Here is a 23,729-nt window from a genome sequence, read left to right as displayed (position 1 = left end):
TTCATTCTCTCATAAGACCGTCAAAAACGGGCTTCCCAACACCTATCCAGCTTAAGGCAGAAATTCCTCTACGCCCTTGTTTGCCAAGAGGTCAGCTAGCTCATTTCCGGGGTGGCCATTGTGTCCGCGCACCCAATGCCAAGAGATCTTGTGATCAGGGATAAGGGCATCCAATTCTTGCCATAAATCAGCATTTTTGACTGGATCCTTGCTGGCCGTCTTCCAGCCTCTCTTTTTCCAGCCTTCTAGCCATTCTGTTACACCTTTTTGGACGTATTGAGAGTCAGTCCATAGCTCAACCGAGCTGGTTTGCTTAAGAGCCCGTAATGCATGAATAACCGCACTAATTTCCATACGGTTATTGGTGGTGTGCTCGGCACCCCCATGCAAATGCTTTTCATGCCCCCCGGAGCGCAGAACCGCACCCCAACCCCCTGGACCGGGATTGCCTTTGCAGGCTCCATCGGTATAAATGACGATATGTGGGAGAGATTTGGTGTGGGGCATATCGTTAATTTACTTGGTCTTGGTGATTAGTGAGGTTCTGACGGCTTTCAGCGGCTGGGCTTAGTTGGGTAATTGCTGGAATGCGCAAGCCCTGAACCTGCCCAATGAGGCGGATCCCTTGTTGGCGCTTAATCGCGGAAACCACGAATACAGCCCCAAAAATAGGCCACCAGCGGTTACCAGCAGGCTCCATAAAGTCCATTCTGCCCATGCCGGACTCACCGCTTAAGGGGAGCTTGTAGCAACCAAAATGACCTCGGTCTAATGAGAAGTTCAACAGCTGTAACCAATCTTTAATTCTGAGGAGGCCAATAAATTGCCCATCTCTTGGTAAGTAGGGGCTACCGATGAGTCGGCTGAGGTATTGGCGCATCCCCCAAAGGCTAGCTGGGTTAAAGCCCGAAATAATCAGGCGGCCCTCAGGGCGGAGCACGCGCTCAGCCTCTCGCAGAATTTGATGGGGATCAGCAGCGAATTCCAAGACATGTGGAAGTACTAATAAGTCGATGGTTTCAGATGCAAAAGGTAACTCGTTAGCATTGCCTTCGACCTGATGCCAGTTAAATTCACTAGCGTGTTTTTGCCGGTCATTTGAATGAATCAACAGGGCATGCAAAGGCATGCGATTTTCTGCCAAGGTATTGATTTGTGGCAAACCGATCTGTACGGCATAAAAACCAAAGACATCAGCCACGATTTGATTGAAGCATTTCTGCTCCCAGGCAAGCACATAGCGTCCAGGAGGTGATTGCAGCCACTTTTCCCATGAACTCCATGGTGGTGCAGGCATCTGAGATGGGGAGGGTGGGGTTGGTATCATCGGTCTATGGTGAAGAATACTTTATTGCAGGTTTGGCCGATACCGGCCTTTGATGACAACTACATCTGGTGTATCCATGATGGGCAATCCGCCTTGATTGTGGATCCAGGTGATGCTGCCCCAGTACTGCAATACCTCGAACAGAAAAATCTGACTCTGACGGGTATTTTAATTACCCATCACCATGCTGACCATACGGGCGGCATCCTAAATCTATTACAGGCGCTGGGATCAGTCCCGGTTTACGGTCCTGCCAATATTGATATTCCTGGCCGCACGAATGTCATGATGGAGGCCGACAAGATTGAGGTGGCTGCACCACGTATTAGCCTTGAGGTTTACGAAGTGCCAGGTCATACCTTGACCCACATTGCTTACTTTGCAAACATGCAGGCCAATGTGGTTGAGCCTATGCTGTTCTGTGGCGACACCTTATTCGCATCAGGATGCGGTCGTTTGTTTGAGGGAACTCCAACGCAGATGAGTCAGTCCCTCGCTAAGTTCATTGCCTTGCCAAAAAATACCTTGGTCTATTGCACTCATGAATACACCTTATCTAATATTCGCTTCGCATTAGCGGTTGAGCCTAACAATGCGAACCTCATTACTTGGGCGGAAACTGCCAAGGCTCTGCGCGACCAACATCTCCCAACCTTGCCTACGACTATCGGACAAGAGTTGCAAGTCAATCCATTCATGCGTTGTGATCAACAGGCCGTCATTGATGCCGCACTTGAAGTCTCTGGTGAGAAATCACTGCCTACGCCTGCACATGTTTTGGCGGTGATCCGGGCTTGGAAGGATCGGTTCTGATGTTGTGGCGCTATGCGGTGATCTTGCTGATTGCCGCACTCTCGGGTTGTGCAAGTACTGGGGACTGGTCTTCTGACACGCCGACGCGTCAGGATCCGCGTGCCTCCAAAGCAAAACGCGTCAATCTGAAGAATCAGTCTGTCAGCGACTTATATGCTCCTTCAAGCAATCTCTGGATTCGTATTCGGGATGGCTTTGAGATGGAGCCGATGAATACGCCGCTAGAAATTGAGCAAGTGCGTTGGCTTAGTGCTCGTCCTGATTATGTGAATCGCTCAATGACGCGTTCATCTCGTTATCTGTTTTATATCGTGCAGGAAGTGAATGCGCGCAATATGCCAACGGAGATCGCTTTACTGCCTTTTGTAGAGAGCGCCTTCGTCACAAATGCAAAGTCCAGCGCTAAGGCAATGGGCTTGTGGCAATTCATGCCGGCCACTGGCAAAGATTTTCGTTTAACGCAAAACGTCTTTAGAGATGAGCGCAGAGATGTGTTGCAATCCACCGATGCTGCGTTGGATTACTTGCAACGTTTGTATAAGCAGTTCGGTAGCTGGGAGCTTGCATTGGCTGCTTACAACTGGGGCGCGGGCAATGTCTCTAAAGCGCAGAAACGTAATTTAGCAGCAGGACTGCCGACGGATTACCTGAGTCTCAAGATGCCGAATGAGACGCGTAACTATGTGCCTAAGTTGATGGCCTACCGACAGATTGTGTTGGATCCTCAGGCATACGGCATTGTGTTGCCTGAACTAGAAAACCATCCTTACTTTGTAGCGGTAGATGTTGGTAGTGATATCGACGTTGATCTGGCGATTAAGTTAGCCGAGATTCCATCGGATGAGTTTCATAGTTTGAACCCATCTTTTAATAAGCCAGTCATTTTGAGTAATGCCAACCAGCAGATTTTGCTGCCGTTTGGTCATGCTGAAATCTTCCAGGCAAATCTGAAGCAATACACCAAGCCACTGTCTTCGTGGGCGGCGGTTCAGGTGACTAAAACAGAATCTGTAGATCAATGCGCCAAGACTCTTGGCGTTGATGCCGATACCCTACGAGAAGTGAATGGCATTCCAAAGGGGATGCGCATTCGTTCTGGGTCCACCGTTTTAGTGCCAAAAACCAGCCGTAGACCTGGCGATATTTCTATGGCGATGGCGGAAAATGGGAGCCTTAGCCTTGATAAGCCAGCACCACCAGCACCTAAAAAATGTGCAAAAGGGGCCAAATGCCCGGTAGTAAAACCTGTAAAAGGGGCTACTAAGGGTAATTCTTCTGCAAATAATGCTGCATCTCAGCATAAATCCGCATCGACAGGGCTTGCAAAATCTGCGAAAAATGGGTCTGCGAATACGTCTAGCTCGACTGCCAAGGTTTCCAATGGCAAAGGGGCTAGCAAGATTCAGTAAGTCCAGACACTTTAATTTACTTATTTAGGTTGACCATGTCCTACAAATCAGAACACGAACGCTCCATTAAAGACCCAGATGGATTCTGGGGAGAGCAGGCAAAACTCATTCACTGGGAAAAACCATTTAATAAAGTTCTGGATTACGCAAACCCTCCGTTTGCGAAATGGTTTGAAGGCGGTCTAACTAATCTTTGCTACAACGCAGTTGATCGACATCTTAAAGATCGTCCCGATCAAATTGCTCTCGTTGCTGTTTCAACAGAAACCAATTTAGAAAAAGCCTACACATTCAAAGAGCTCTACGAAGAAGTTAATCGTATGGCTGCAATCTATAAAGCTAATGGCGTCAAAAAGGGCGATCGTGTATTGATCTACATGCCAATGATTGCCGAAGCTTGTTTTGCAATGCTCGCTTGTGCACGTATTGGCGCAATTCACTCTGTGGTGTTTGGAGGCTTTGCTTCCCATAGCTTGGCATCACGTATTGATGATGCAAAACCAAAAATGATTGTGACTGCAGAAGCAGGCGCACGTGGTGGCAAAGCGGTTCCTTATAAGCCTTTGCTCGATGAGGCAATTACGCTTGCTAGCTACAAGCCTGAGAAGGTATTGATTGTGAACCGCGGTCTGACTGAGTTCACTACAGTTGCTGGCCGTGATTTGGATTACGCTACTGAGCGTCAAAAGCACCTTAACGATTTAGTTCCAATTGAGTGGGTTGATGCAACTCACACTTCATACATCCTGTATACCTCAGGCACTACTGGCAAGCCGAAGGGTGTTCAACGTGATACCGGTGGTTATGCGGTTGCTTTGGCTGCAACCATGAAGCACATCTTCTGCGGTAATCCTGGCGAAACCATGTTCTGTACATCAGACATCGGTTGGGTTGTAGGTCATAGCTACATTATTTATGCGCCATTGCTCAATGGCATGGCAACCATCATGTATGAAGGTACGCCATTACGCCCAGATGCAGGCATCTGGTGGGAGTTGGTTGAGAAGTACAAAGTGTCAGTCATGTTCTCTGCACCAACTGCGGTTCGAGTTCTCAAGAAACAAGATCCGGCGTTTTTAACTAAATACGATCTGTCCAGTTTGCGCGCCTTGTTCTTGGCAGGCGAGCCTTTGGATGAGCCAACAGCGACATGGATTCATGATGCGATCAAGAAGCCTATCGTGGACAACTACTGGCAGACTGAAACAGGTTGGCCAATGCTGGCAATTCAGCGTGGCGTAGAAGTGATGCCGCATAAGTTTGGTTCACCAGGCGTTCCTTCATTTGGTTACAACATGAAGTTGCTCGATGATGCAACTTCCGAAGAGTTGGGTCCAGATCAGAAGGGCGTTATTGCAATTGAAGGTCCATTGCCTCCAGGCTGTATGCAAACTGTTTGGGGTGATGACAAACGCTTTGTTAGCACCTACTGGGAAACCATTCCAGGCAAGACCATTTACTCCACTTTTGACTGGGGCATTAAAGACAAAGATGGTTACTTCTTTATCTTGGGTCGTACCGATGACGTGATTAACGTTGCAGGTCATCGTTTAGGCACCCGTGAGATTGAAGAGAGTATTTCTAGCCACCCAAATATCTCAGAAGTGGCAGTGGTAGGTATTGAGGACAAACTTAAGGGTCAGGCAGCGATTGCATTTGTGATTCCAAAAGATTCCTCAAATACAGCCACCTTGGAAGCGGAGTGCATGAAGACAGTGGACACTACATTGGGCGCGATTGCGCGTCCGGGCCGTGTTTACGTGGTGACCGCTTTGCCTAAAACCCGTTCTGGCAAGATCGTCCGTCGTGCACTTCAGGCTGTGGCTGAAGGACGTGATCCTGGTGATATCAGCACCATGGAAGACCAAAGCGTTTTGGCACAAATTAAGACCATCATCGAGCAAAGCGCAAAGTCCTAAAGCTAGCTCAGTTTTAGTCAAAATAAGCCCCTCGGTCATAAGACTCAGGGGCTTATTACCTTCTAAGCCCAATTGGCTGGGAATCCAAGGGTTTATACGCAAAACTGGTATCATTACTAGGTTCAAAACTTAATAAATTACCCTAGCGCTTAAAGACACTCACCTCCCGCACAAACAGTCCTGGGTTGGTCTTTTTGGGGTGTTGAGCGTCGGATGGAGCAGGGACTGGAGATGGTTTGTCACCCTTGCTTCCTTCTTTTCCTCCCGCCGTGTTGGCTCTAGCCGACGGCACCGTATTTCCCGGTCTTAGTATTGGCGCCCCTGGCGAAACTACCGGTGAAGTCGTTTTCAATACCGCACTTACTGGCTATCAAGAGATCATCACTGATCCTAGTTACTCGCGCCAAATTGTCACTTTGACTTATCCCCACATCGGCAACGTTGGTGTGAATGGTCAGGATGCGGAGTCGGATCAAATTCATGCTGCCGGCTTGGTCGTAAAAGACCTCTCCAAGCGCGTATCCAATTTCCGCTCTGAAGAAAGCCTCGATAGCTACCTGACTAAAGCAGGGGTAGTTGGTATCTCTGGTATCGATACCCGCAAGCTCACTCGCATCCTCCGCGACAAAGGCGCTCAGTCTGGCGCAATCGTCGCTGGCAAGATGGGTGATGACATAGAGACTCTCGGCAAGAAAGCTCTGGAGCTGGCTAAAGCCTTCCCAGGTATGGCTGGATTAGATCTGGCTAAGGTAGTTACTACTAAGACTCCGTACCAATGGCGCGAAGCAGAGTGGGATCTTCATGGTTCTGACGGTAAGCCTGCATACAGAACTTTAGATACCAGTAAGCCAATCAAGAAGGTGGTTGCTTATGACTTTGGTGTGAAGCGCAATATTTTGCGCATGCTCACAGAGCGTGGCTGCGAACTCACGGTTGTGCCTGCACAAACTAGCGCTGCTGAAGTATTGGCGATGAACCCAGATGGTGTGTTCTTCTCAAATGGCCCTGGAGATCCTGGCCCTTGCGATTACGCGATTGCTGCTGCAAAAGAAATTATCGAAAAGGGTGTTCCAACATTCGGTATTTGTTTGGGTCACCAGATTATGGGTTTAGCTGCTGGCGCTAAAACTTTGAAGATGAAGTTTGGTCACCACGGTGCAAACCACCCTGTAAAAGATTTGGATACTGGGCGCGTAGCGATTACCTCTCAGAACCATGGTTTTGCGGTGGATGCAAATACGCTGCCTGACAATATTCGTGTCACGCATGTTTCTTTATTTGATGGATCACTACAAGGTTTGGCTTGGAAGGATAAGCCTGCTTTGTGTTTCCAAGGTCACCCTGAGGCCTCACCTGGCCCTCATGATATTGCCTATTTATTTGATCGTTTTGTGGAGCTAATGAATGCTGCCGCTGTTGGTAATAAGGGAGGCAAATAATGCCTAAGCGTAGCGACATTAAGAGCATTCTGATTATTGGTGCTGGTCCAATTGTGATTGGACAGGCTTGTGAGTTTGACTATTCCGGTGCGCAAGCTTGTAAAGCTTTGCGTGATGAAGGCTACAAAGTTATTTTGGTGAACAGCAATCCTGCGACCATCATGACTGACCCGGAGATGGCAGATGTGACTTATATCGAGCCAATTACTTGGGAAGTAGTGGAGCGCATTATTGCCACTGAGAAACCGGATGCGATTTTGCCAACGATGGGCGGTCAAACCGCCTTGAATTGCGCGCTTGATTTGCATCGTCATGGTGTTCTCGAAAAATACGGTTGCGAATTGATTGGCGCTTCACCAGAGGCGATTGATAAAGCAGAAGACCGTCAAAAGTTTAAAGATGCGATGACCAAGATTGGTCTCGGTTCTGCGAAGTCTGGCATTGCGCACTCGATGGATGAGGCGCATGAAGTTCAGCAACGTATTCAAAAAGAAACTGGCAGCTTAGGTTTCCCGGTCGTTATTCGTCCTTCATTCACTATGGGTGGATCAGGCGGTGGTATTGCCTACAACCGCGAAGAGTTTGAGGAGATTTGCAAACGTGGTTTAGATTTATCGCCAACACGTGAGCTCTTGATTGAAGAGTCTCTCTTGGGTTGGAAAGAGTTCGAGATGGAAGTGGTGCGTGACCGTGCCGATAACTGCATCATCGTTTGCTCAATCGAAAACTTAGATCCAATGGGTGTGCATACTGGTGACTCAATTACTGTTGCCCCAGCACAAACATTGACGGATAAAGAGTATCAAATTCTCCGAAATGCCTCAATTGCGGTATTGCGTGAGATTGGTGTAGATACTGGTGGTTCAAACGTTCAGTTCTCCATTAACCCAGTCGATGGTCGCATGATCGTCATTGAGATGAACCCACGTGTTTCACGTTCATCTGCCTTGGCTTCTAAAGCTACTGGTTTCCCAATCGCTAAGATTGCTGCGAAGCTCGCGGTTGGCTACACCTTGGATGAGTTGAAGAACGACATCACTGGTGGCGCAACGCCTGCATCCTTTGAGCCATCAATCGATTATGTAGTGACGAAGATTCCTCGCTTTGCGTTTGAGAAATTCCCGCAAGCGGATTCTCGTTTAACCACGCAGATGAAGTCAGTAGGTGAGGTGATGGCAATTGGCCGCACTTTCCAAGAATCATTCCAAAAAGCATTGCGCGGTTTAGAGGTTGGTGTTGACGGTCTGGATGAAGTTTCTACAGATCTAGATGACATCATTCAAGAAATCGGCGAGCCAGGACCAGATCGTATTTGGTATTTGGCAGATGCCTTCCGTATGGGTATGGGTTTAGATGAGATTTTCAACGAGACCAAGATAGACCCTTGGTTCTTGGAGCAAATCGAAGAACTCATCACCATGGAAACCGAGCTCAAGCAGCGCAAGATCGATAGTTTGTCAGCGCCAGAGTTACGTTTTATCAAACAAAAAGGTTTCTCAGATCGTCGCCTAGCGAAATTGTTGGGAGTTGATGCTTCCTCCGTTCGTGCAGCACGTCATCGTTTAAAAGTGGTACCTGTTTATAAGCGTGTAGATACCTGTGCCGCTGAGTTCTCTACAAACACAGCCTATTTGTATTCCACTTACGAAGCGGAGCATGGCGAGTGCGAGTCACAGCCAACCACTAAAGACAAGATCATGGTCTTGGGTGGTGGTCCAAACCGTATTGGTCAGGGCATCGAGTTTGACTATTGCTGCGTGCATGCTGCCTTAGCAATGCGCGAAGATGGTTATGAAACCATTATGGTGAACTGCAACCCAGAAACGGTTTCTACTGACTACGACACATCTGATCGCTTGTATTTTGAGCCTTTAACTTTAGAAGATGTTTTGGAGATTGTTGCCAAAGAAAAGCCGAAGGGTGTGATCGTGCAGTACGGCGGTCAAACTCCTTTGAAGTTGGCATTGGATCTTGAAGCAAATGGCGTACCTATCATTGGTACATCACCAGACATGATTGATGCAGCTGAAGATCGTGAGCGCTTCCAGAAATTACTGCATGACTTGAACTTGCGTCAACCGCCTAACCGCACAGCGCGTGCGGAAGATGAGGCTTTGAAGCTTGCTGAAGAAATTGGTTACCCATTGGTAGTGCGTCCATCCTATGTATTGGGTGGCCGCGCAATGGAAATCGTTCATGACGGTCGTGACCTCGAGCGCTATATGCGTGAAGCAGTGAAGGTTTCTCATGATTCACCAGTGTTGCTAGATCGTTTCTTAAATGACGCGATTGAGTGCGACGTGGACTGTATTAGTGATGGTCAACGTGTATTCATCGGCGGTGTGATGGAGCATATTGAGCAAGCTGGCGTTCACTCTGGTGACTCCGCCTGTTCATTGCCTCCATATTCCCTGTCTGATGAGACGATCGCAGAAATCAAGCGTCAAACAGCGGCGATGGCTAAAGGCCTGAACGTAGTTGGCTTAATGAACGTACAGTTTGCGATCCAGAATGTCGATGGCAAGGATGTCATTTATGTTCTCGAGGTAAACCCACGCGCTTCTCGTACCGTACCATTTGTATCTAAGGCAACTGGATTGCAGTTAGCTAAGATTGCGGCGCGCTGCATGGTCGGTCAGACTTTAGATCAGCAAGGCATTAAAGCTGAAGTGAAGCCTGAGTATTTCTCCGTTAAAGAAGCGGTGTTCCCATTCAACAAGTTCCCAGGCATTGATCCAATTCTCGGACCAGAGATGCGTTCAACTGGTGAAGTAATGGGCGTTGGTAAAACTTTCGGTGAAGCCTTGTTTAAGTCTCAGTTAGGTGCTGGCATTAAATTACCTAAGAGTGGCACTGTAGTCTTAACGGTCAAAGATAGTGATAAGCCAAAAGCAGTCGAAGTGGCTAAGCTCTTGCATCAGTTGGGCTTCCCAATGGTAGCTACTAAAGGCACTGCTGCAGCGATTGAGGCTGCTGGATTGCCAGTACGTGTAGTCAATAAAGTTAAAGATGGTCGTCCACACATTGTTGACTTGATCAAGAATGGTGAGATCTCTCTGGTCTTTACTACAGTTGACGAGACTCGTACTGCGATTGCAGATTCACGCTCTATTCGTACCAGTGCCCAGGCTAATAATGTGACTTACTACACCACGATTAGTGCAGCACGCGCAGTCATGGATGGTTTGATGACATCGCAAAATGGTAACAAAGAGTCTCTTGAAGTGTATTCATTGCAGAATCTGCATAAGACTCTCAATTAAATTAAGTTAGGTAAGAAGCATGAACACTATCCCTATTACTAAGCGTGGCGCAGAGCTCCTCAAAGAAGAGTTGCATCGCTTAAAGCATGTAGAGCGTCCATCAGTGATTAATGCAATCTCTGAGGCGCGTGCGCAGGGCGATCTTTCTGAGAATGCTGAGTACGATGCTGCTAAAGAGAAGCAGGGCTTTATTGAAGGTCGTATTCAGGAGCTTGAGGGTAAGTTGTCTGCAGCGCAGATCATTGATCCTGCAACTTTGGATGTGAATGGCCGCGTAGTATTTGGTGCGACCGTAGATCTTGAAGACTTAGAAGATGGTACCAAGCTGACTTATCAAATCGTTGGCGATGATGAGGCTGATATTGAGCTCAATAAGATCTCGATTAGCTCTCCTATTGCTCGCGCATTGATAAGCAAAGAAGAGGGTGATGTTGTGGCTGTCCAGGCTCCTGGTGGCAATCGCGAAGTAGAAATCCTCGCAGTTCGTTATATCTAATAAACCTCAATCAATATGCAGACTTTAGAGGCTCCGAAACATGTGGGGGCTCAAAGACTCTTTATTGTGATTGCGGGTTTATGGGTTGGTAGTCTCCTCACTGTAGGCTACTTAGTCGCCCCAGCTATTTTTAGTACGATGACTGACCGCCAAGCCGCCGGCATGGTGGCCGGCAGTATTTTTAAGTTAGAGGCTTATCTCAGCTTAATTGTGTGTATCGGCCTAATGGTGTTGGCCAATCTCTTGGTTAATCGTGGCCTTAATCAATTCAGACTCGTTCGCTGGCTTCTGTTGGCAATGTTGTTGTGCTCAATTTCAGCAGCCTTTGTCTTCATTCCTTGGATGAATGCCCTTAGAGATAACGCTTTAGCTCAAGGCATGCCAGTCATGCTTTCTCCATCAGCCACTTTGTTTGGCAGACTACACGGAGCCTCTAGCATTCTGTTTATGTTGCAGAGTCTTTTGGGTATCACCTTGGTTTGGCGACTTACCAAGAGGTAAGCAATAAAAAAACGCCGACTAGCGGCGTTTATTAAAAACTCTTTGATGCTTACTGCATCAAGAGCCCAATGATTTCTTCTTCGTGCTGCTCATGCGTACTTTACGTTTCTTAATTGGCGCAGGTGCTGCAACAGCTTTGCGGTAGCCAGGTGATGACCAACCAATCTTTGACTCAGCAGCATCAGCACGCAGAACGCGTTTCTTCGGAGTGGCGCTCTTTGCAGCTGCAACTCTTTCAAAAGGTGACTTGCTTGCCGCAGAGCGTCGGTCTGATCTCTCGGAGGTGCTAGTGCGAACACCAGCTTTTGCGACAACGCGATTCGGTTGACGCTTAGTACGAGGCGCTTGCAATGATTTCTTGGTTTGCTTGCTAGATCTTCCTAAATTGGAGAGGGCCGCATCAACAATATCAATCGGCTTCCAAAGTACGAGCAATTTGCCGATGTGCTGAACTGGAGCTGCGCCAAGCTTGTCGCAAAGTTCTTCATAGATGGCAACGCGTGCATCGCGGTCATCACCAAAGACGCGTACTTTAATTAGGCCGTGATGAGAAATTGCTAACTTCGCCTCTTTAACGACCGCAGGGGTCAGGCCATCGCCACCAATCATGACGACTGGACTCAGTCCATGGGCGTCAGCTTTAAGGGATTTGCGTTGTGCAGGGGTAATAGTAAGTGCAGTCATGGCCTCGATGATAGAGCATTGGGGCTTGTAAAACAGGGCTTTCGGCCTCATATAGGCTCATATCAAGATGTTTTACGTCGATTCCTTTTGCCTTGTAGGGCATAAACAAGGAAAATGGACGCCGAAAGTGGGTAAGTTGTGGCAAAGAATAAATTTAATAAAAGTTGGTTGCAGGATCACCTAAATGATCCGTACGTGAAGATGGCTCAAAAAGAGGGCTATCGCGCACGAGCTGTCTATAAGCTGAGCGAAATAGACGAGCAAGACCGACTCATCAAAGCGGGCATGACCATTGTGGATCTCGGGAGCGCTCCTGGGAGTTGGTCTCAGTACGCCCGCAATCGCCTGACTGAGCTTGGTAAAAACAATCCCAATATTGAATCCGGCAAGCCAGACGGAACCATCATTGCGATCGATATTCTGCCGATGGAGGATATTGCAGACGTTTCCTTTATCCAAGGAGACTTCCGTGAGGATGAGGGCCTAAAGGCGCTTGAGGCGCTTTTGCCGGCCGATGCCGATGGAAAAGTCGATCTGGTGATGTCTGATATGGCCCCCAATCTATCTGGGGTAGGGGTTGCGGACGCTGCTCGTATGGCTTTTTTGGCTGAGATTGCCTTAGATTTCTCGGTTCAGCACCTCAAGCCTGAAGGCGCCTTATTGATTAAGTGTTTTAACGGTAGCGGCTATAGCCAAATCGTGGAATCCTTTAAAAAGGTCTTCAAAACGGTAGCTTCCAGAAAGCCAAAAGCGTCCAGAGCGAAGTCCTCGGAAATCTTTTTGCTTGGCCGAGACCTCAAACCACCTAAATAACCCCCTAAAAGAAGGGGTTTATTAAATAAATTAGCTCTCAGCCCTTGAAAAAGGCTGGTAGTAGAATCAAATACTTAGGTATAGCAATCCGCTTTAACTCCCGGATTAATCCGGCAAAGGTCTCCTTTTGAATAGCAATATGTTGCAGAAAATCGGTGTGTGGCTCATTGTGGGTCTAGTGCTGTTCACTGTTTTTAAACAGTTTGATAAGCCTAAAGATCAGAATCAGGTCACGTATTCTCAATTCATGGACGATGCCAAAGCAGGCAAAGTCAAACGAGTTGATGTGCAAGGTCGCACACTGCAAGTCACTCCAAACGACGGCAACAAATATTCCATCATCTCCCCAGGAGATATTTGGATGGTTGGCGATCTCATGAAATACGGCGTCCAAGTGACTGGTAAAGCAGATGACGAACCTAATATGTTGGTTTCTGCTTTGTACTACCTCGGACCGACTTTATTGATTATTGGTTTCTGGTTCTTCATGATGCGTCAGATGCAAGGCGGCGGTAAGGGCGGAGCATTCTCTTTCGGTAAATCTAAAGCACGTTTGATTGACGAGAACAGCAACACAGTTACTTTTGCTGATGTTGCTGGTTGCGATGAAGCGAAAGAAGAAGTCTTTGAGATTGTCGACTTCCTTAAAGATCCGCAAAAGTTTCAAAAGCTTGGTGGACGCATTCCGCATGGCGTATTGCTAGTAGGCCCTCCGGGAACTGGTAAGACCTTGCTGGCTCGTGCGATTGCGGGTGAAGCGAAGGTTCCATTCTTCTCCATCTCTGGTTCAGACTTCGTGGAGATGTTTGTGGGTGTCGGTGCATCACGCGTGCGCGACATGTTTGAGAATGCTAAGAAAAATTCTCCTTGCATCATCTTTATTGATGAGATCGATGCGGTTGGTCGTCATCGTGGCGCCGGTATGGGCGGCGGTAATGATGAGCGTGAGCAAACTCTCAACCAAATGCTGGTAGAGATGGACGGCTTTGAAAGTAATAGCGGTGTAATCGTTGTTGCTGCAACCAACCGTTCTGATGTATTGGATCGCGCCTTATTGCGTCCTGGTCGTTTTGATCGTCAGGTACACGTTGGCTTGCCAGACATTCGTGGTCGTGAGCAAATTCTTCAAGTGCATATGCGCAAAGTTCCGATTGATCCAGATGTGGATGCAGCTGTATTGGCACGCGGCACTCCTGGTTTCTCAGGTGCGGATTTGGCGAACTTGGTTAATGAGTCAGCATTGTTTGCTGCGCGTCGTAATAAGCGTGCGGTGGATATGAAAGACTTTGAAGATGCTAAAGACAAGATCTATATGGGCCCTGAGCGCAAGTCTGCAGTGATGCGTGAGGAAGAGCGTCGTAATACGGCGTATCACGAGTCTGGTCATGCAGTCGTTGCTAAGGTATTGCCTAAGGCGGATCCAGTGCACAAGGTCACCATCATGCCGCGCGGTATGGCGCTTGGTGTTACTTGGCAACTTCCTGAGTTTGATCGTGTGAACTTGTACAAAGATCGCATGATGGAAGAGTTGGCCATTTTGTTTGGCGGTCGCGCTGCTGAAGAAGTGTTCTTGCATTCCATGAGTACAGGCGCATCCAATGACTTTGAACGTGCCACCAAAATGGCGCGCGATATGGTGACGCGTTACGGCATGAGCGATAGCTTGGGTACGATGGTCTACGTCGATACCGAATCTGAAAGCATGTTCGGCCGTACTAGCTCGAAGACAGTTTCTGAGTTGACCCAACAAAAGGTTGATGCAGAGATTCGTGCATTGGTCGATAGTCAATACGCATTGGCAAGATCTATCCTCGAGCAAAACCGTGACAAGGTTGAAGCGATGGTTGCTGCTTTGCTTGAATGGGAAACCATCGATGCTGAGCAGATTACCGACATCATGGAAGGTCGTCCACCACGTGCTCCTAAGCCACCACCAGCAACCCAGTTTGGTAATTCTGCTGGTACGCCAGGTCCTGCTGCGGGCGCTGCTCCAGCGACTGCTTAATTAGCTTCAAGCTAACAGCAAGGTGATGAAGCAAACACTGCCCGCAACATGGCGTTGCGGGCGTTTTCTTTTTGACTTTAGTAAACGTCAACGCCCATTAGTCATGGGCATTCTGAATGCCACACCAGATTCATTTTCGGATGGTGGCAAGTTCAGAACCCCAAGTGATGCTATTGCTCAAGCAGAGCGCATGATTGCTGATGGTGCAGACATGATTGATATCGGTGGCGAATCTACTCGCCCCGGCGCTGAACCAGTCTCCCTTCAAGAAGAATTAGATCGCGTCTTGCCAGTCATTGAGGCTCTCAAAGATTGTGGTGTAGCGCTATCAATCGACACCTATAAAGCTGAGACCATGCGCCAAGCGCTCAAGGTCGGAGTGGACTGCGTCAATGACATCTGGGCCTTGCGACAAGAGGGCGCAGTAGAGGCTGTCATTGAAAGCGATAAAAGCAATCCAGAAAAGCAGTGCGGTATTGTTTTAATGCATATGCAACGTGATCCGCAAACCATGCAATTTGATCCTGAGTATCGAGATGTCATCGCAGAGGTAAAAGCGTTTCTACAGGAGCGCGCTACCTTGCTAGAAAATCAAGGCGTTGCTAAAAATAGAGTCGCCATTGATCCTGGATTTGGATTTGGAAAGAGTCTTGAGCACAACCTCAGGATGCTGGCTGATTTTGATCAATTCTCGCAATTGGGCTATCCAGTCTTGGCAGGGATCTCTCGTAAATCCATGTTGGGTAAGTTAACGGGTCGTGATACCAATGATCGCGTAGCACCCAGTGTTGCCGCCGCCATTTTGGCTGCTGATCGAGGTGCCAGAATCATCCGTGTCCATGACGTTCAAGAGACCGTTGACTCCTTAAAGCTCTGGGAAGCGGTCCAGAGCTAACTTGGTTGGCTAGATACACACAAGTTTTATAATCAAGCCCATGAAAAAACAATACTTTGGTACTGATGGCATTCGCGGTGAAGTAGGGCAATTTCCGATTGTTCCGGAATTCATCACTCGCCTCGGCTATGCTGCCGGCAAAGTACTGAGTAGCCAGGCAAAGCCTGGTGAGCGTTGCAAGATTTTGATTGGTAAAGATACGCGTGTTTCTGGTTATTTATTGGAAGCTGCTTTAGAGGCTGGCTTTGCTGCTGCTGGTGTTGATGTGATGTTGTGTGGCCCAATGCCGACTCCTGGCGTTGCTTACCTTACTAAAGCATTGCGCTTATCTGCAGGAGTAGTGATTTCAGCATCACACAACGCCTATCAAGATAACGGTATTAAATTCTTCTCCGCTGAAGGCGGTAAGTTAACCGATGAGTTTGAGTTAGCAATCGAAGCCGAGCTTGCAAAACCGATGGGCTGCGTCAGCTCAAAAGAATTGGGTAAGGCATTTCGTTTAGATGATGCTGCTGGTCGTTATATCGAGTTTTGTAAATCTACCTTTCCAGGTGAGCTCAATCTCAAAGGTATGAAGTTGGTTGTGGACTGTGCACATGGTGCTGCGTACCATACCGCTCCTCACGTCTTTCATGAACTTGGAGCAGAAGTAATTTCTATTGGTGTTCAACCCGATGGCCGCAACATTAATGATGGCTTTGGTGCGACATCCCCTGAGGCATTAATTGCTAAAGTTAAAGAAACCAAAGCGGATCTTGGTATTGCCTTGGATGGTGATGCCGATCGCTTGCAAATGGTCGATGCTTCGGGTCGATTGTTCAATGGTGATGAACTTCTATACGTACTCGCAAAAGACCGCATTGAACGTGGTCAAGCAATGGGTGGGGTGGTCGGCACCTTGATGACTAACCTCGCCGTAGAAAATGCTATCAAAGGTTTGGGTATTGGATTTGAGCGCGCCAATGTAGGCGATCGCTATGTCTTGGAATTGCTCAAACAAAAAGGCTGGATTATTGGCGGTGAAGGCTCGGGACATCTCTTGTGCTTAGATCAGCACTCAACCGGTGATGGCACCATTGCTGCATTGCAGGTCCTTGCCGCCATGAGTCAGGCCAAGAAGAGTCTGGTTCAACTCCTAGATTCTGTAAAAATCTTCCCCCAGGTGCTTCTGAATATTAAATTCAAGGCTGGCTACGACTGGAAGGCTGATAGTGCCCTCAAATCCATGATTAGTCAGGTTGAGAGTGAGCTCAAGGGCACCGGCAGGGTACTTATCCGCGCCTCAGGTACAGAGCCCGTTCTGCGGGTCATGGTTGAGGCCCAAGACGGCAATGTGGCTATGAGCTCTGCTAAGAGCATCGCTGACTTAGTGCCAACCGCTTAAGTTGCTGATTTTATTGAATTAATTTTTGCCATAAAGCCTGTCACAAAAGAGTCACACTCTAGTCGTATCGTTCTGATATCGCAATGTTGCGGTATTAATTTGAGGATCGATCCACATGAAATCTTTCTTGAAAAAAGCGTTAGTGATTAGCGCGATTTCAATTGCCCCAGTTGCTTTTGCAGCAGATATGACTGGTGCTGGTGCAACATTCCCTTACCCAATTTATGCCAAATGGGCTGAAGCTTATAAAGCCAAGACTGGCTCCAACATGAACTATCAGTCTATTGGTTCTTCAGGCGGCATCAAGCAAATTAAAGCAAAGACTGTTGATTTTGGCGCAAGCGACAATCCAGTTAAATTTGAAGATTTAGAAAAAGATGGTTTGGTGCAGTTCCCAGCAATTATTGGTGGTGTTGTTCCAGTAATTAACGTTGAAGGTGTAAAGCCATACGAGCTCAAGCTATCTCCAGATACTTTGTCTGACATATTTCAGGGCGTTATCGTTAACTGGAATGACAAGCGTATTGTGTTGAATAACCCAGGCATGAAGATGCCTGACTTGCCAATTACTGTAGTGCATCGTGCAGATGGCTCTGGAACTACTGCAATTTTTACAAACTACTTAGCCAAAGTTAGCCAGAACTGGAAAGACGCAGTTGGTGAGGGTGCTGCAGTTAAATGGCCAGCAGCTTCATCTGTAGGCGGAAAAGGCAATGAAGGTGTTGCAGCAAACGTTTCACGTGTTAAAGGTGCAATTGGTTATGTTGAGTATGCGTATGCCAAGAAAAATAAAATGACTAGCGTTTCTTTGAAGAATAAAGATGGTCAATTTGTTCAGCCTGATGACCTTACTTTTGCAGCAGCAGCAGCTGGTACAGACTGGTCCAAGATTCCTGGTATGGGCACATTCATTACCAATGCTTCTGGTGCTAAATCATGGCCAATCACTGGCGCATCTTTTATCTTGATCTACAAGAATCCAGAGAACAAAGTTAATGCTGCTGAAGTGATTAAGTTCTTTGACTTTGCATTCAAAGATGGCAAGAAAATGGCTGAAGAATTAGATTACGTTCCAATGCCTGATGTAACTACTGATTTCATTCGCAAGAATGTGTTTTCAAAGGTTGTTACTAAGTAAGAATTGAGGACTAAGATTTCTTAGTTATTGCTGAAAAACAGCTCCACTGAAAGTGGGGCTGTTTCAATATTTAAATAAGTGCAATTTATGATTGAATCCACCCAGTCTCATTCAGCACCGACGCCGCAAGCGCTTCGAATTGCTAAGCTGCAGCGTATTCAAGATTTCCTGTTTCACGGGATTACGCAATTTTTTGCTTTGTCCGTGTTAATCGCCTTGCTTGGCATCATGATTTCTTTGGTCAGTAATGCTTGGCCAGCATTGAGTACTTTTGGACCGGGATTTTTCTTTACTCAAGAGTGGGATATTGTTAATGGTGAGTTTGGCGGCCTCATTGCCATCTACGGCACCTTAGTAACTTCTTTAATTGCCTTGCTAATAGCCGTACCATTAAGTTTTGGTATCGCAGTCTTTCTTACAGAGCTTTGTCCTGGCCCCTTACGCAGACCATTGGGTACAGCGGTAGAGTTGCTGGCAGCAGTGCCATCCATCATCTACGGTATGTTTGGCCTTTTCATCTTTGCGCCGCTGTTTGCTGAATATATTCAGCCAGCATTAGCTGCAACACTAGGCCAGATTCCTGGTTTAGGAATTCTATTTTCAGGTGCATTTAATGGTATCGGTGTTCTTTGCGCAGGTTTGATTCTCGCGATGATGATTCTGCCATTCATTGCCTCCGTAATGCGTGATGTGTTTGAAATCGTTCCTCCAGTTTTAAAAGAGTCGGCATATGGTATCGGCTGTACAACTTGGGAAGTGGTAAAGAATATAGTTCTTCCATATACCAAAGCAGGCGTCATCGGCGGTGTAATGCTGGGGTTAGGCAGGGCGCTCGGTGAAACGATGGCAGTAACCTTTGTGATTGGTAATGCACAACGTTTATCGCCTTCCTTATTTGCACCAGGAACCTCAATTGCATCGACCCTGGCAAATGAGTTTGGCGAAGCTGAGGCAGGTAATCATTTATCTTCTTTGTTCGCATTAGGTTTGGCACTTTTCATAATTACCTTTGTTGTGCTGGCATTTGCTAAATGGATGCTCAGTAACATGGAGAAGAAGCAGGGCTTAAAGACATGAACGGCACTACAAACATTGATCCGGCAGTTTTTGCAAGACGTAAGCGAGCCAATAAAATTGGCTTAGCTTTATCCATGTGTGCCATGGGATTGGGGATGGTATTTCTGCTTTGGATTCTGAGTGTTCTGATTTTTAAAGGTTTTTCTGCGCTGGACATTACGCTGTTTACCCAAAGTACTCCAGCGCCCGGATCTGAGGGTGGTGGCTTGGCTAACGCGATTGTTGGTAGTTTGATGTTGGTAGGTTGCTGTACTCTGATCAGCACGCCAATTGGTGTTTTGGCTGGTCTATACCTCTCTGAGTACGGTGATCGCAGCCGCATTGCTGCCATTACCCGTTTTGTTACTGACATCATGCTTTCCGCGCCGTCGATTGTGATTGGCTTATTCGTATACGCCTTCGTAGTTGCTCAAGTACGTCACTTCTCTGGTTGGGCCGGCACGATCGCGTTGGCTCTGATTGCGATTCCGGTAGTTGTACGTACGACAGAGAATATGTTGCGCTTGGTACCTGGTAGCTTGCGAGAGGCTGCTTATGCTTTGGGTACGCCAAAGTGGAAAGTGGCTTTCATGATCACTCTAAGAGCTGCTCAAAGTGGTGTGATGACAGGAATCTTATTGGCTCTAGCTCGTGTGAGTGGTGAAACAGCGCCTTTGTTGTTCACTGCGCTTAATAACCAATTCTTCTCTACTAACATGAACGCCCCAATGGCAAACTTACCTGTGGTGATTTTCCAGTTTGCAATGAGTCCTTATGACAACTGGGTTGAGCTAGCATGGGGCGGGGCTTTATTGATTACCTTTGCAGTGCTTGGGCTAAATATTCTGGCTCGCGTGGTATTCCGCGAGAAGGTTCAAAGCTAGTGAGCAATATAAAAACAATGTTTGACTTAAATACTATTGATAGTCAAGGAACACGAATGAACGACATGCAAAATCAACAACCCATAAGTGAAGTTAGGAATGCGCTAGAAGTTCGTAACCTGAACTTTTTTTATGGCTCCTTTCAGGGTCTGAAGAATATTAATTTGGATATTGAAGAGGGTAAGGTTACCGCCTTCATCGGACCATCTGGTTGTGGTAAATCTACTTTGCTCAGAACCCTCAACCGCATGTATGACCTCTATCCAGGTCAACGCGCAGAAGGGGAGATTAATTTCTACGGCCAAAACATCTTAGAGCCTGGGCAGGATCTGAATTTACTGCGCTCACGTATTGGTATGGTTTTTCAGAAGCCAACACCATTTCCAATGTCCATTTACGAGAACATTGCCTTTGGCGTACGTCTCTATGAAAAGCTTTCTCGCTCAGAGATGGACGAGCGTGTTGAGTGGGCTCTAAACAAGGCTGCACTTTGGAATGAGGCAAAAGATAAATTAAATCAAAGCGGTCTATCGCTCTCGGGTGGTCAGCAGCAGCGATTGTGTATTGCACGCGGTGTGGCGGTTAAGCCGTCCGTTATTTTGCTCGACGAGCCTACTTCAGCTTTAGATCCAATTTCTACTGGAAAGATTGAAGAGTTGATCAATGAGCTTAAGCATGAGTACACGATTGCGATCGTTACTCACAATATGCAGCAAGCTGCTCGTGTGTCTGATTACACGGCATACATGTACCTTGGAAGCTTAATTGAATATGGTAAGACCGATGAAATATTCATTAAACCTAAACGTAAAGAAACAGAAGATTACATTACCGGCCGTTTCGGTTAATTGGAGATATAAATGCCTGATAAACACCTTTCATCACAATTTGATGCTGATTTAAATTCTCTTTCTAGTCGTTTGCTAGAAATGGGTGGTCTTGTTGAGTCTCAGATTTCAACTGCGATGCGTGCCTTTACCCAAATGGATATTGAAACTTGCAATGTAGTTATTGCAAACGAAAAGCTGGTTAATGATCTGGAGATTCAGATTGATATGGCCTGCACTGAATTGATTGCTCGCCGGCAGCCTACCGCCCGAGATCTGCGCCTAGTCATGGCTGTCTCTAAGGCGATCACTAATTTAGAGCGTGCCGGTGATGAGGCCGAGCGCGTTGCTAAACGTACTAAGCGCTTAATTGAGGCGGGTGCAACTCACAACATTAACGTGGCTGAAATTCGTTTATCAGGCCAAATGGCCATTTCTTTATTGCGTCGTAGCCTAGATGCCTTTGCTCGCTTGGATACTGTTGCTGCTGCTGAAGTGGTTCAAGAAGATCGCCAGATTGATGAAGAATTCAGAGGCTTTGTTCGCAAGCTGATTTCTTACATGATGGAGGATCCACACACCATCACTACTGGTCTAGATATGCTGACCATTGCAAAGGCTATTGAGCGTATTGGTGATCACGCAAAGAATATTGCTGAATTTGTAATTTATATTGCTAAAGGTTCTGATGTTCGCCACCTTCCGCACGAGGATCTTGTTCGCGAGGCAAATAGGACATAAGAATGACCATGACTCACCGTATTTTGGTTGTTGAGGATGAGCCCTCCATTGCTGAATTAATAGCGATTAACTTGACGCATGCAGGCTATCAGGTTGAGAAGGCTCTGCAAACAGAAGTTGCCATGAATATGATGCGGGATGAATTGCCAAGTCTGCTTATTTTGGATTGGATGTTGCCTGGTAAATCAGGGGTTCAATTTGCCAGGGAGCTTCGTGCCAATGAGCGTACAAGAGGGCTGCCAATATTGATGTTGACCGCAAAAAGTGAAGAGTCCGATAAGGTGCTGGGTCTAGATTCTGGCGCCGATGATTTCGTAACTAAGCCATTCTCCCCAAAGGAGCTCGTTGCTCGGGTTAAAGCGCTTCTTCGCAGGCAAGCTCCTATGGCAGATACGGGGCCACTATCAGTAGGGCCGCTGAGGTTAGACCCAGGCTCCCACCGTGTTCTAGCAGTTTGGCCTAATGTTGACCCAAAACCGATTCTTTTGGGCCCAACAGAATATCGCTTACTCCAATTTTTCATGACTAACCCTGAGCGCGTTCACTCCCGAGCAAGCTTGCTTGATCAGGTATGGGGAAGTGATGTCTACATTGAGGAGAGAACAGTAGATGTCCATATTAAGCGTTTAAGGGCCGCTCTGGCGCCGATGGATTGCGATCGTTTTATTGAAACTGTTAGGGGTAGCGGTTACAGAATTACCAAAGTCCCAACTGAAATCTAGGTGCTTATTTACTAGGCATTTTGGATGATTTTCTAGTTTTACTTACAGATGCTCTAAGATTGCGTCATGCTATCCGTTTTAACCCGTTTCATCACTCTCCTTTGCCTGGCATTTCTAGCCGCATACATTGCTCTTGCTAACTGGGGGGCTGATTTTGCCATTGCCGCGGGAATGGCAGTATTGTCCGTGCCATTGGTCTACTCCTACATTAATTTGGCGCGCCTCAGAAAATACGTATTGCAAGATGCCGTTGAAAATATGCCGCTTCCTAGCGGCTTTTGGGAAGAAGTTTTTTTTAGACTACAGCGTCTTGTACGTAATCTGAAGCAAGAAATTCGAACGGTTGAAAAGCAGCATGATCGCTTTATAGAGGCCTTTCAGGCCTCTCCTAATGGGATCTTAATGCTCGATGATCAAGATCAAATTGAATGGTGTAATGAGATTGCTGAGCGTTTTTTTGGATTAAATTTCAAGCGAGATGCGCTTCAAAGAATTAACTTCCTTATTCGCCGCCCTGAATTTATTCAGTATCTAAATAGGCGCCAGTTTGAAGACCCCTTATTGCTAGAGCGGATGGGGGCGGATGCCAACTTGAGTTTGATGATTCAAGCTTTTCCATTTGGTCAAAAGCGCCATCTTCTGCTTGTGCAAGATGTGACCGATTTACAAAAAGCCGATGCAATGCGACGTGATTTCGTTGCCAATGTCTCCCATGAGATGAGAACGCCGATTACCGTGCTCATGGGTTTTTTGGAGACCATTCAATCTCTTGACATTGATAAGCAGCAACGTGACCAGTATTTTGACATGATGATGTCGCAAGCTCAACGCATGAAAAGTCTAGTTGAGGATTTACTGACTCTTGCAAATCTTGAAGCGAATACTTTGCCAGCCCCTCTGCAGGAAATTAAAATTGATACGCTAATGGCTTTGGTTAGAAATGATGCTGAGGCGCTCTCGCAGGGCCGACATGCTCTGAATTTTGAAATCTCCACTCCTTGTAATTTAATGGGTGAAGAGCGAGAAATTCTTTCTGCATTTAGTAATCTTGTATCGAATGCCATTCGGTATACGCCCGATATTGGTGCTGTCACTGCAAAATGGTCTGTTAATAGTCAGGGGAGTGGTGAATTCTCTGTAACGGATACTGGACCTGGCATTGCATCTGAGCACCTATCTAGACTGACCGAGCGATTCTATCGGGTTGATCGAAGTCGCTCCAGGGATACAGGCGGTACAGGTCTAGGCTTGGCGATTGTGAAGCATATCGCTAATCGCCATCAAGCTCAGCTATTAATTGAGAGCACCCCAGGGAAGGGCAGTACTTTTACTTTGCGCTTTCCGAAAGATCGCATTACATCTTAAGAAAATTGAGGGATCAGTCCCTTTCCTTTTTCTTTCTCTTCTTCTTTT

General features: G+C 47.0%; 21 protein-coding genes. 18 read left to right on the top strand and 3 right to left on the bottom strand.

Features of this window, described 5'->3' with window-relative positions; genetic code table 11:
* Window positions 1-51: 51 nt before the first annotated feature.
* Together rnhA and ICN25_RS09295 are read right to left on the bottom strand one after the other, a co-directional pair.
* A complete protein-coding gene (rnhA, locus tag ICN25_RS09300; RefSeq protein ID WP_215334807.1) occupies window positions 52-507 on the bottom strand; it encodes a ribonuclease HI in 456 nt (151 codons plus the stop codon).
* A gap of 4 nt (window positions 508-511) precedes the next feature.
* Complete coding sequence (locus tag ICN25_RS09295) at window positions 512-1,327, bottom strand: class I SAM-dependent methyltransferase (protein ID WP_216181859.1); 816 nt, start codon at window positions 1,325-1,327, stop codon at window positions 512-514.
* A 6-nt stretch (window positions 1,328-1,333) separates the two neighbouring features.
* Between ICN25_RS09295 and gloB the strand changes: the two genes are divergently transcribed.
* From gloB to ICN25_RS09260, 7 genes are all read left to right on the top strand, one after another.
* On the top strand, window positions 1,334-2,140 hold the full coding sequence (gloB, locus tag ICN25_RS09290) for a hydroxyacylglutathione hydrolase (protein WP_216181856.1): 807 nt from the start codon (window positions 1,334-1,336) through the stop codon (window positions 2,138-2,140).
* Window positions 2,140-3,549 carry a transglycosylase SLT domain-containing protein gene (locus ICN25_RS09285; RefSeq protein ID WP_216181853.1) on the top strand — a complete coding sequence of 470 codons (1,410 nt, stop codon included), beginning with the start codon at window positions 2,140-2,142 and terminating at the stop codon, window positions 3,547-3,549. Before gloB ends, ICN25_RS09285 begins: the two co-directional genes overlap by 1 nt.
* Before the next feature lie 35 nt (window positions 3,550-3,584).
* A complete protein-coding gene (locus ICN25_RS09280) occupies window positions 3,585-5,468 on the top strand; it encodes a propionate--CoA ligase (protein WP_216181850.1) in 1,884 nt (627 codons plus the stop codon).
* A 245-nt stretch (window positions 5,469-5,713) separates the two neighbouring features.
* Window positions 5,714-6,907 (top strand): glutamine-hydrolyzing carbamoyl-phosphate synthase small subunit, encoded by a 1,194-nt coding sequence (gene carA / locus ICN25_RS09275; RefSeq protein WP_216181848.1) that lies wholly within the window; start codon window positions 5,714-5,716, stop codon window positions 6,905-6,907.
* Window positions 6,907-10,170, top strand: a complete 3,264-nt coding sequence (carB, locus tag ICN25_RS09270) for a carbamoyl-phosphate synthase large subunit (protein WP_216181845.1) — start codon at window positions 6,907-6,909, stop codon at window positions 10,168-10,170. Before carA ends, carB begins: the two co-directional genes overlap by 1 nt.
* 19 nt (window positions 10,171-10,189) lie before the next feature.
* Window positions 10,190-10,666, top strand: coding sequence for a transcription elongation factor GreA (greA, locus tag ICN25_RS09265; RefSeq protein ID WP_216181829.1), 477 nt, complete (start codon window positions 10,190-10,192; stop codon window positions 10,664-10,666).
* A 15-nt stretch (window positions 10,667-10,681) separates the two neighbouring features.
* Window positions 10,682-11,167, top strand: coding sequence for a DUF4149 domain-containing protein (locus ICN25_RS09260; protein WP_216181825.1), 486 nt, complete (start codon window positions 10,682-10,684; stop codon window positions 11,165-11,167).
* A gap of 57 nt (window positions 11,168-11,224) precedes the next feature.
* On the opposite strand, the gene ICN25_RS09255 is transcribed toward ICN25_RS09260, so the two are convergent.
* Complete coding sequence (locus tag ICN25_RS09255; RefSeq protein ID WP_216181822.1) at window positions 11,225-11,851, bottom strand: YhbY family RNA-binding protein; 627 nt, start codon at window positions 11,849-11,851, stop codon at window positions 11,225-11,227.
* 138 nt (window positions 11,852-11,989) lie between these two features.
* On the opposite strand from ICN25_RS09255, the gene ICN25_RS09250 reads away from it, so the two are divergent.
* From ICN25_RS09250 to phoR, 11 genes are all read left to right on the top strand, one after another.
* Window positions 11,990-12,664, top strand: coding sequence for an RlmE family RNA methyltransferase (locus ICN25_RS09250; RefSeq protein WP_216133141.1), 675 nt, complete (start codon window positions 11,990-11,992; stop codon window positions 12,662-12,664).
* Between the two features lie 127 nt (window positions 12,665-12,791).
* Complete coding sequence (gene ftsH / locus ICN25_RS09245) at window positions 12,792-14,669, top strand: ATP-dependent zinc metalloprotease FtsH (RefSeq protein WP_216181820.1); 1,878 nt, start codon at window positions 12,792-12,794, stop codon at window positions 14,667-14,669.
* Between the two features lie 25 nt (window positions 14,670-14,694).
* On the top strand, window positions 14,695-15,564 hold the full coding sequence (folP, locus tag ICN25_RS09240; protein ID WP_216181801.1) for a dihydropteroate synthase: 870 nt from the start codon (window positions 14,695-14,697) through the stop codon (window positions 15,562-15,564).
* Between the two features lie 40 nt (window positions 15,565-15,604).
* Window positions 15,605-16,948, top strand: a complete 1,344-nt coding sequence (glmM, locus tag ICN25_RS09235; protein ID WP_216181798.1) for a phosphoglucosamine mutase — start codon at window positions 15,605-15,607, stop codon at window positions 16,946-16,948.
* A gap of 115 nt (window positions 16,949-17,063) precedes the next feature.
* Window positions 17,064-18,086, top strand: a complete 1,023-nt coding sequence (gene pstS, locus ICN25_RS09230; protein ID WP_216181795.1) for a phosphate ABC transporter substrate-binding protein PstS — start codon at window positions 17,064-17,066, stop codon at window positions 18,084-18,086.
* A gap of 87 nt (window positions 18,087-18,173) precedes the next feature.
* Window positions 18,174-19,163 (top strand): phosphate ABC transporter permease subunit PstC, encoded by a 990-nt coding sequence (gene pstC / locus ICN25_RS09225; protein ID WP_216181792.1) that lies wholly within the window; start codon window positions 18,174-18,176, stop codon window positions 19,161-19,163.
* On the top strand, window positions 19,160-20,026 hold the full coding sequence (gene pstA, locus ICN25_RS09220) for a phosphate ABC transporter permease PstA (RefSeq protein WP_216181789.1): 867 nt from the start codon (window positions 19,160-19,162) through the stop codon (window positions 20,024-20,026). The genes pstC and pstA overlap by 4 nt, the downstream gene beginning before the upstream one ends.
* A 56-nt stretch (window positions 20,027-20,082) precedes the next feature.
* Window positions 20,083-20,874: a phosphate ABC transporter ATP-binding protein PstB gene (gene pstB / locus ICN25_RS09215; RefSeq protein ID WP_255536743.1), complete on the top strand. Its 792-nt coding sequence runs from the start codon at window positions 20,083-20,085 to the stop codon at window positions 20,872-20,874.
* A 12-nt stretch (window positions 20,875-20,886) separates the two neighbouring features.
* On the top strand, window positions 20,887-21,594 hold the full coding sequence (phoU, locus tag ICN25_RS09210) for a phosphate signaling complex protein PhoU (RefSeq protein WP_216181786.1): 708 nt from the start codon (window positions 20,887-20,889) through the stop codon (window positions 21,592-21,594).
* 8 nt (window positions 21,595-21,602) lie between these two features.
* Window positions 21,603-22,316, top strand: coding sequence for a phosphate regulon transcriptional regulator PhoB (gene phoB / locus ICN25_RS09205; RefSeq protein ID WP_216182331.1), 714 nt, complete (start codon window positions 21,603-21,605; stop codon window positions 22,314-22,316).
* A gap of 66 nt (window positions 22,317-22,382) precedes the next feature.
* Window positions 22,383-23,681 (top strand): phosphate regulon sensor histidine kinase PhoR, encoded by a 1,299-nt coding sequence (gene phoR, locus ICN25_RS09200; RefSeq protein ID WP_216181771.1) that lies wholly within the window; start codon window positions 22,383-22,385, stop codon window positions 23,679-23,681.
* The last annotated feature ends 48 nt before the right edge of the window (window positions 23,682-23,729 follow it).

Source organism: Polynucleobacter sp. 80A-SIGWE (genome assembly GCF_018882295.1).
Taxonomy (GTDB): domain Bacteria; phylum Pseudomonadota; class Gammaproteobacteria; order Burkholderiales; family Burkholderiaceae; genus Polynucleobacter.
The sequence above is the reverse complement of the archived record's forward strand: the minus strand, read 5'-3'. Positions and strand labels throughout refer to the sequence as shown.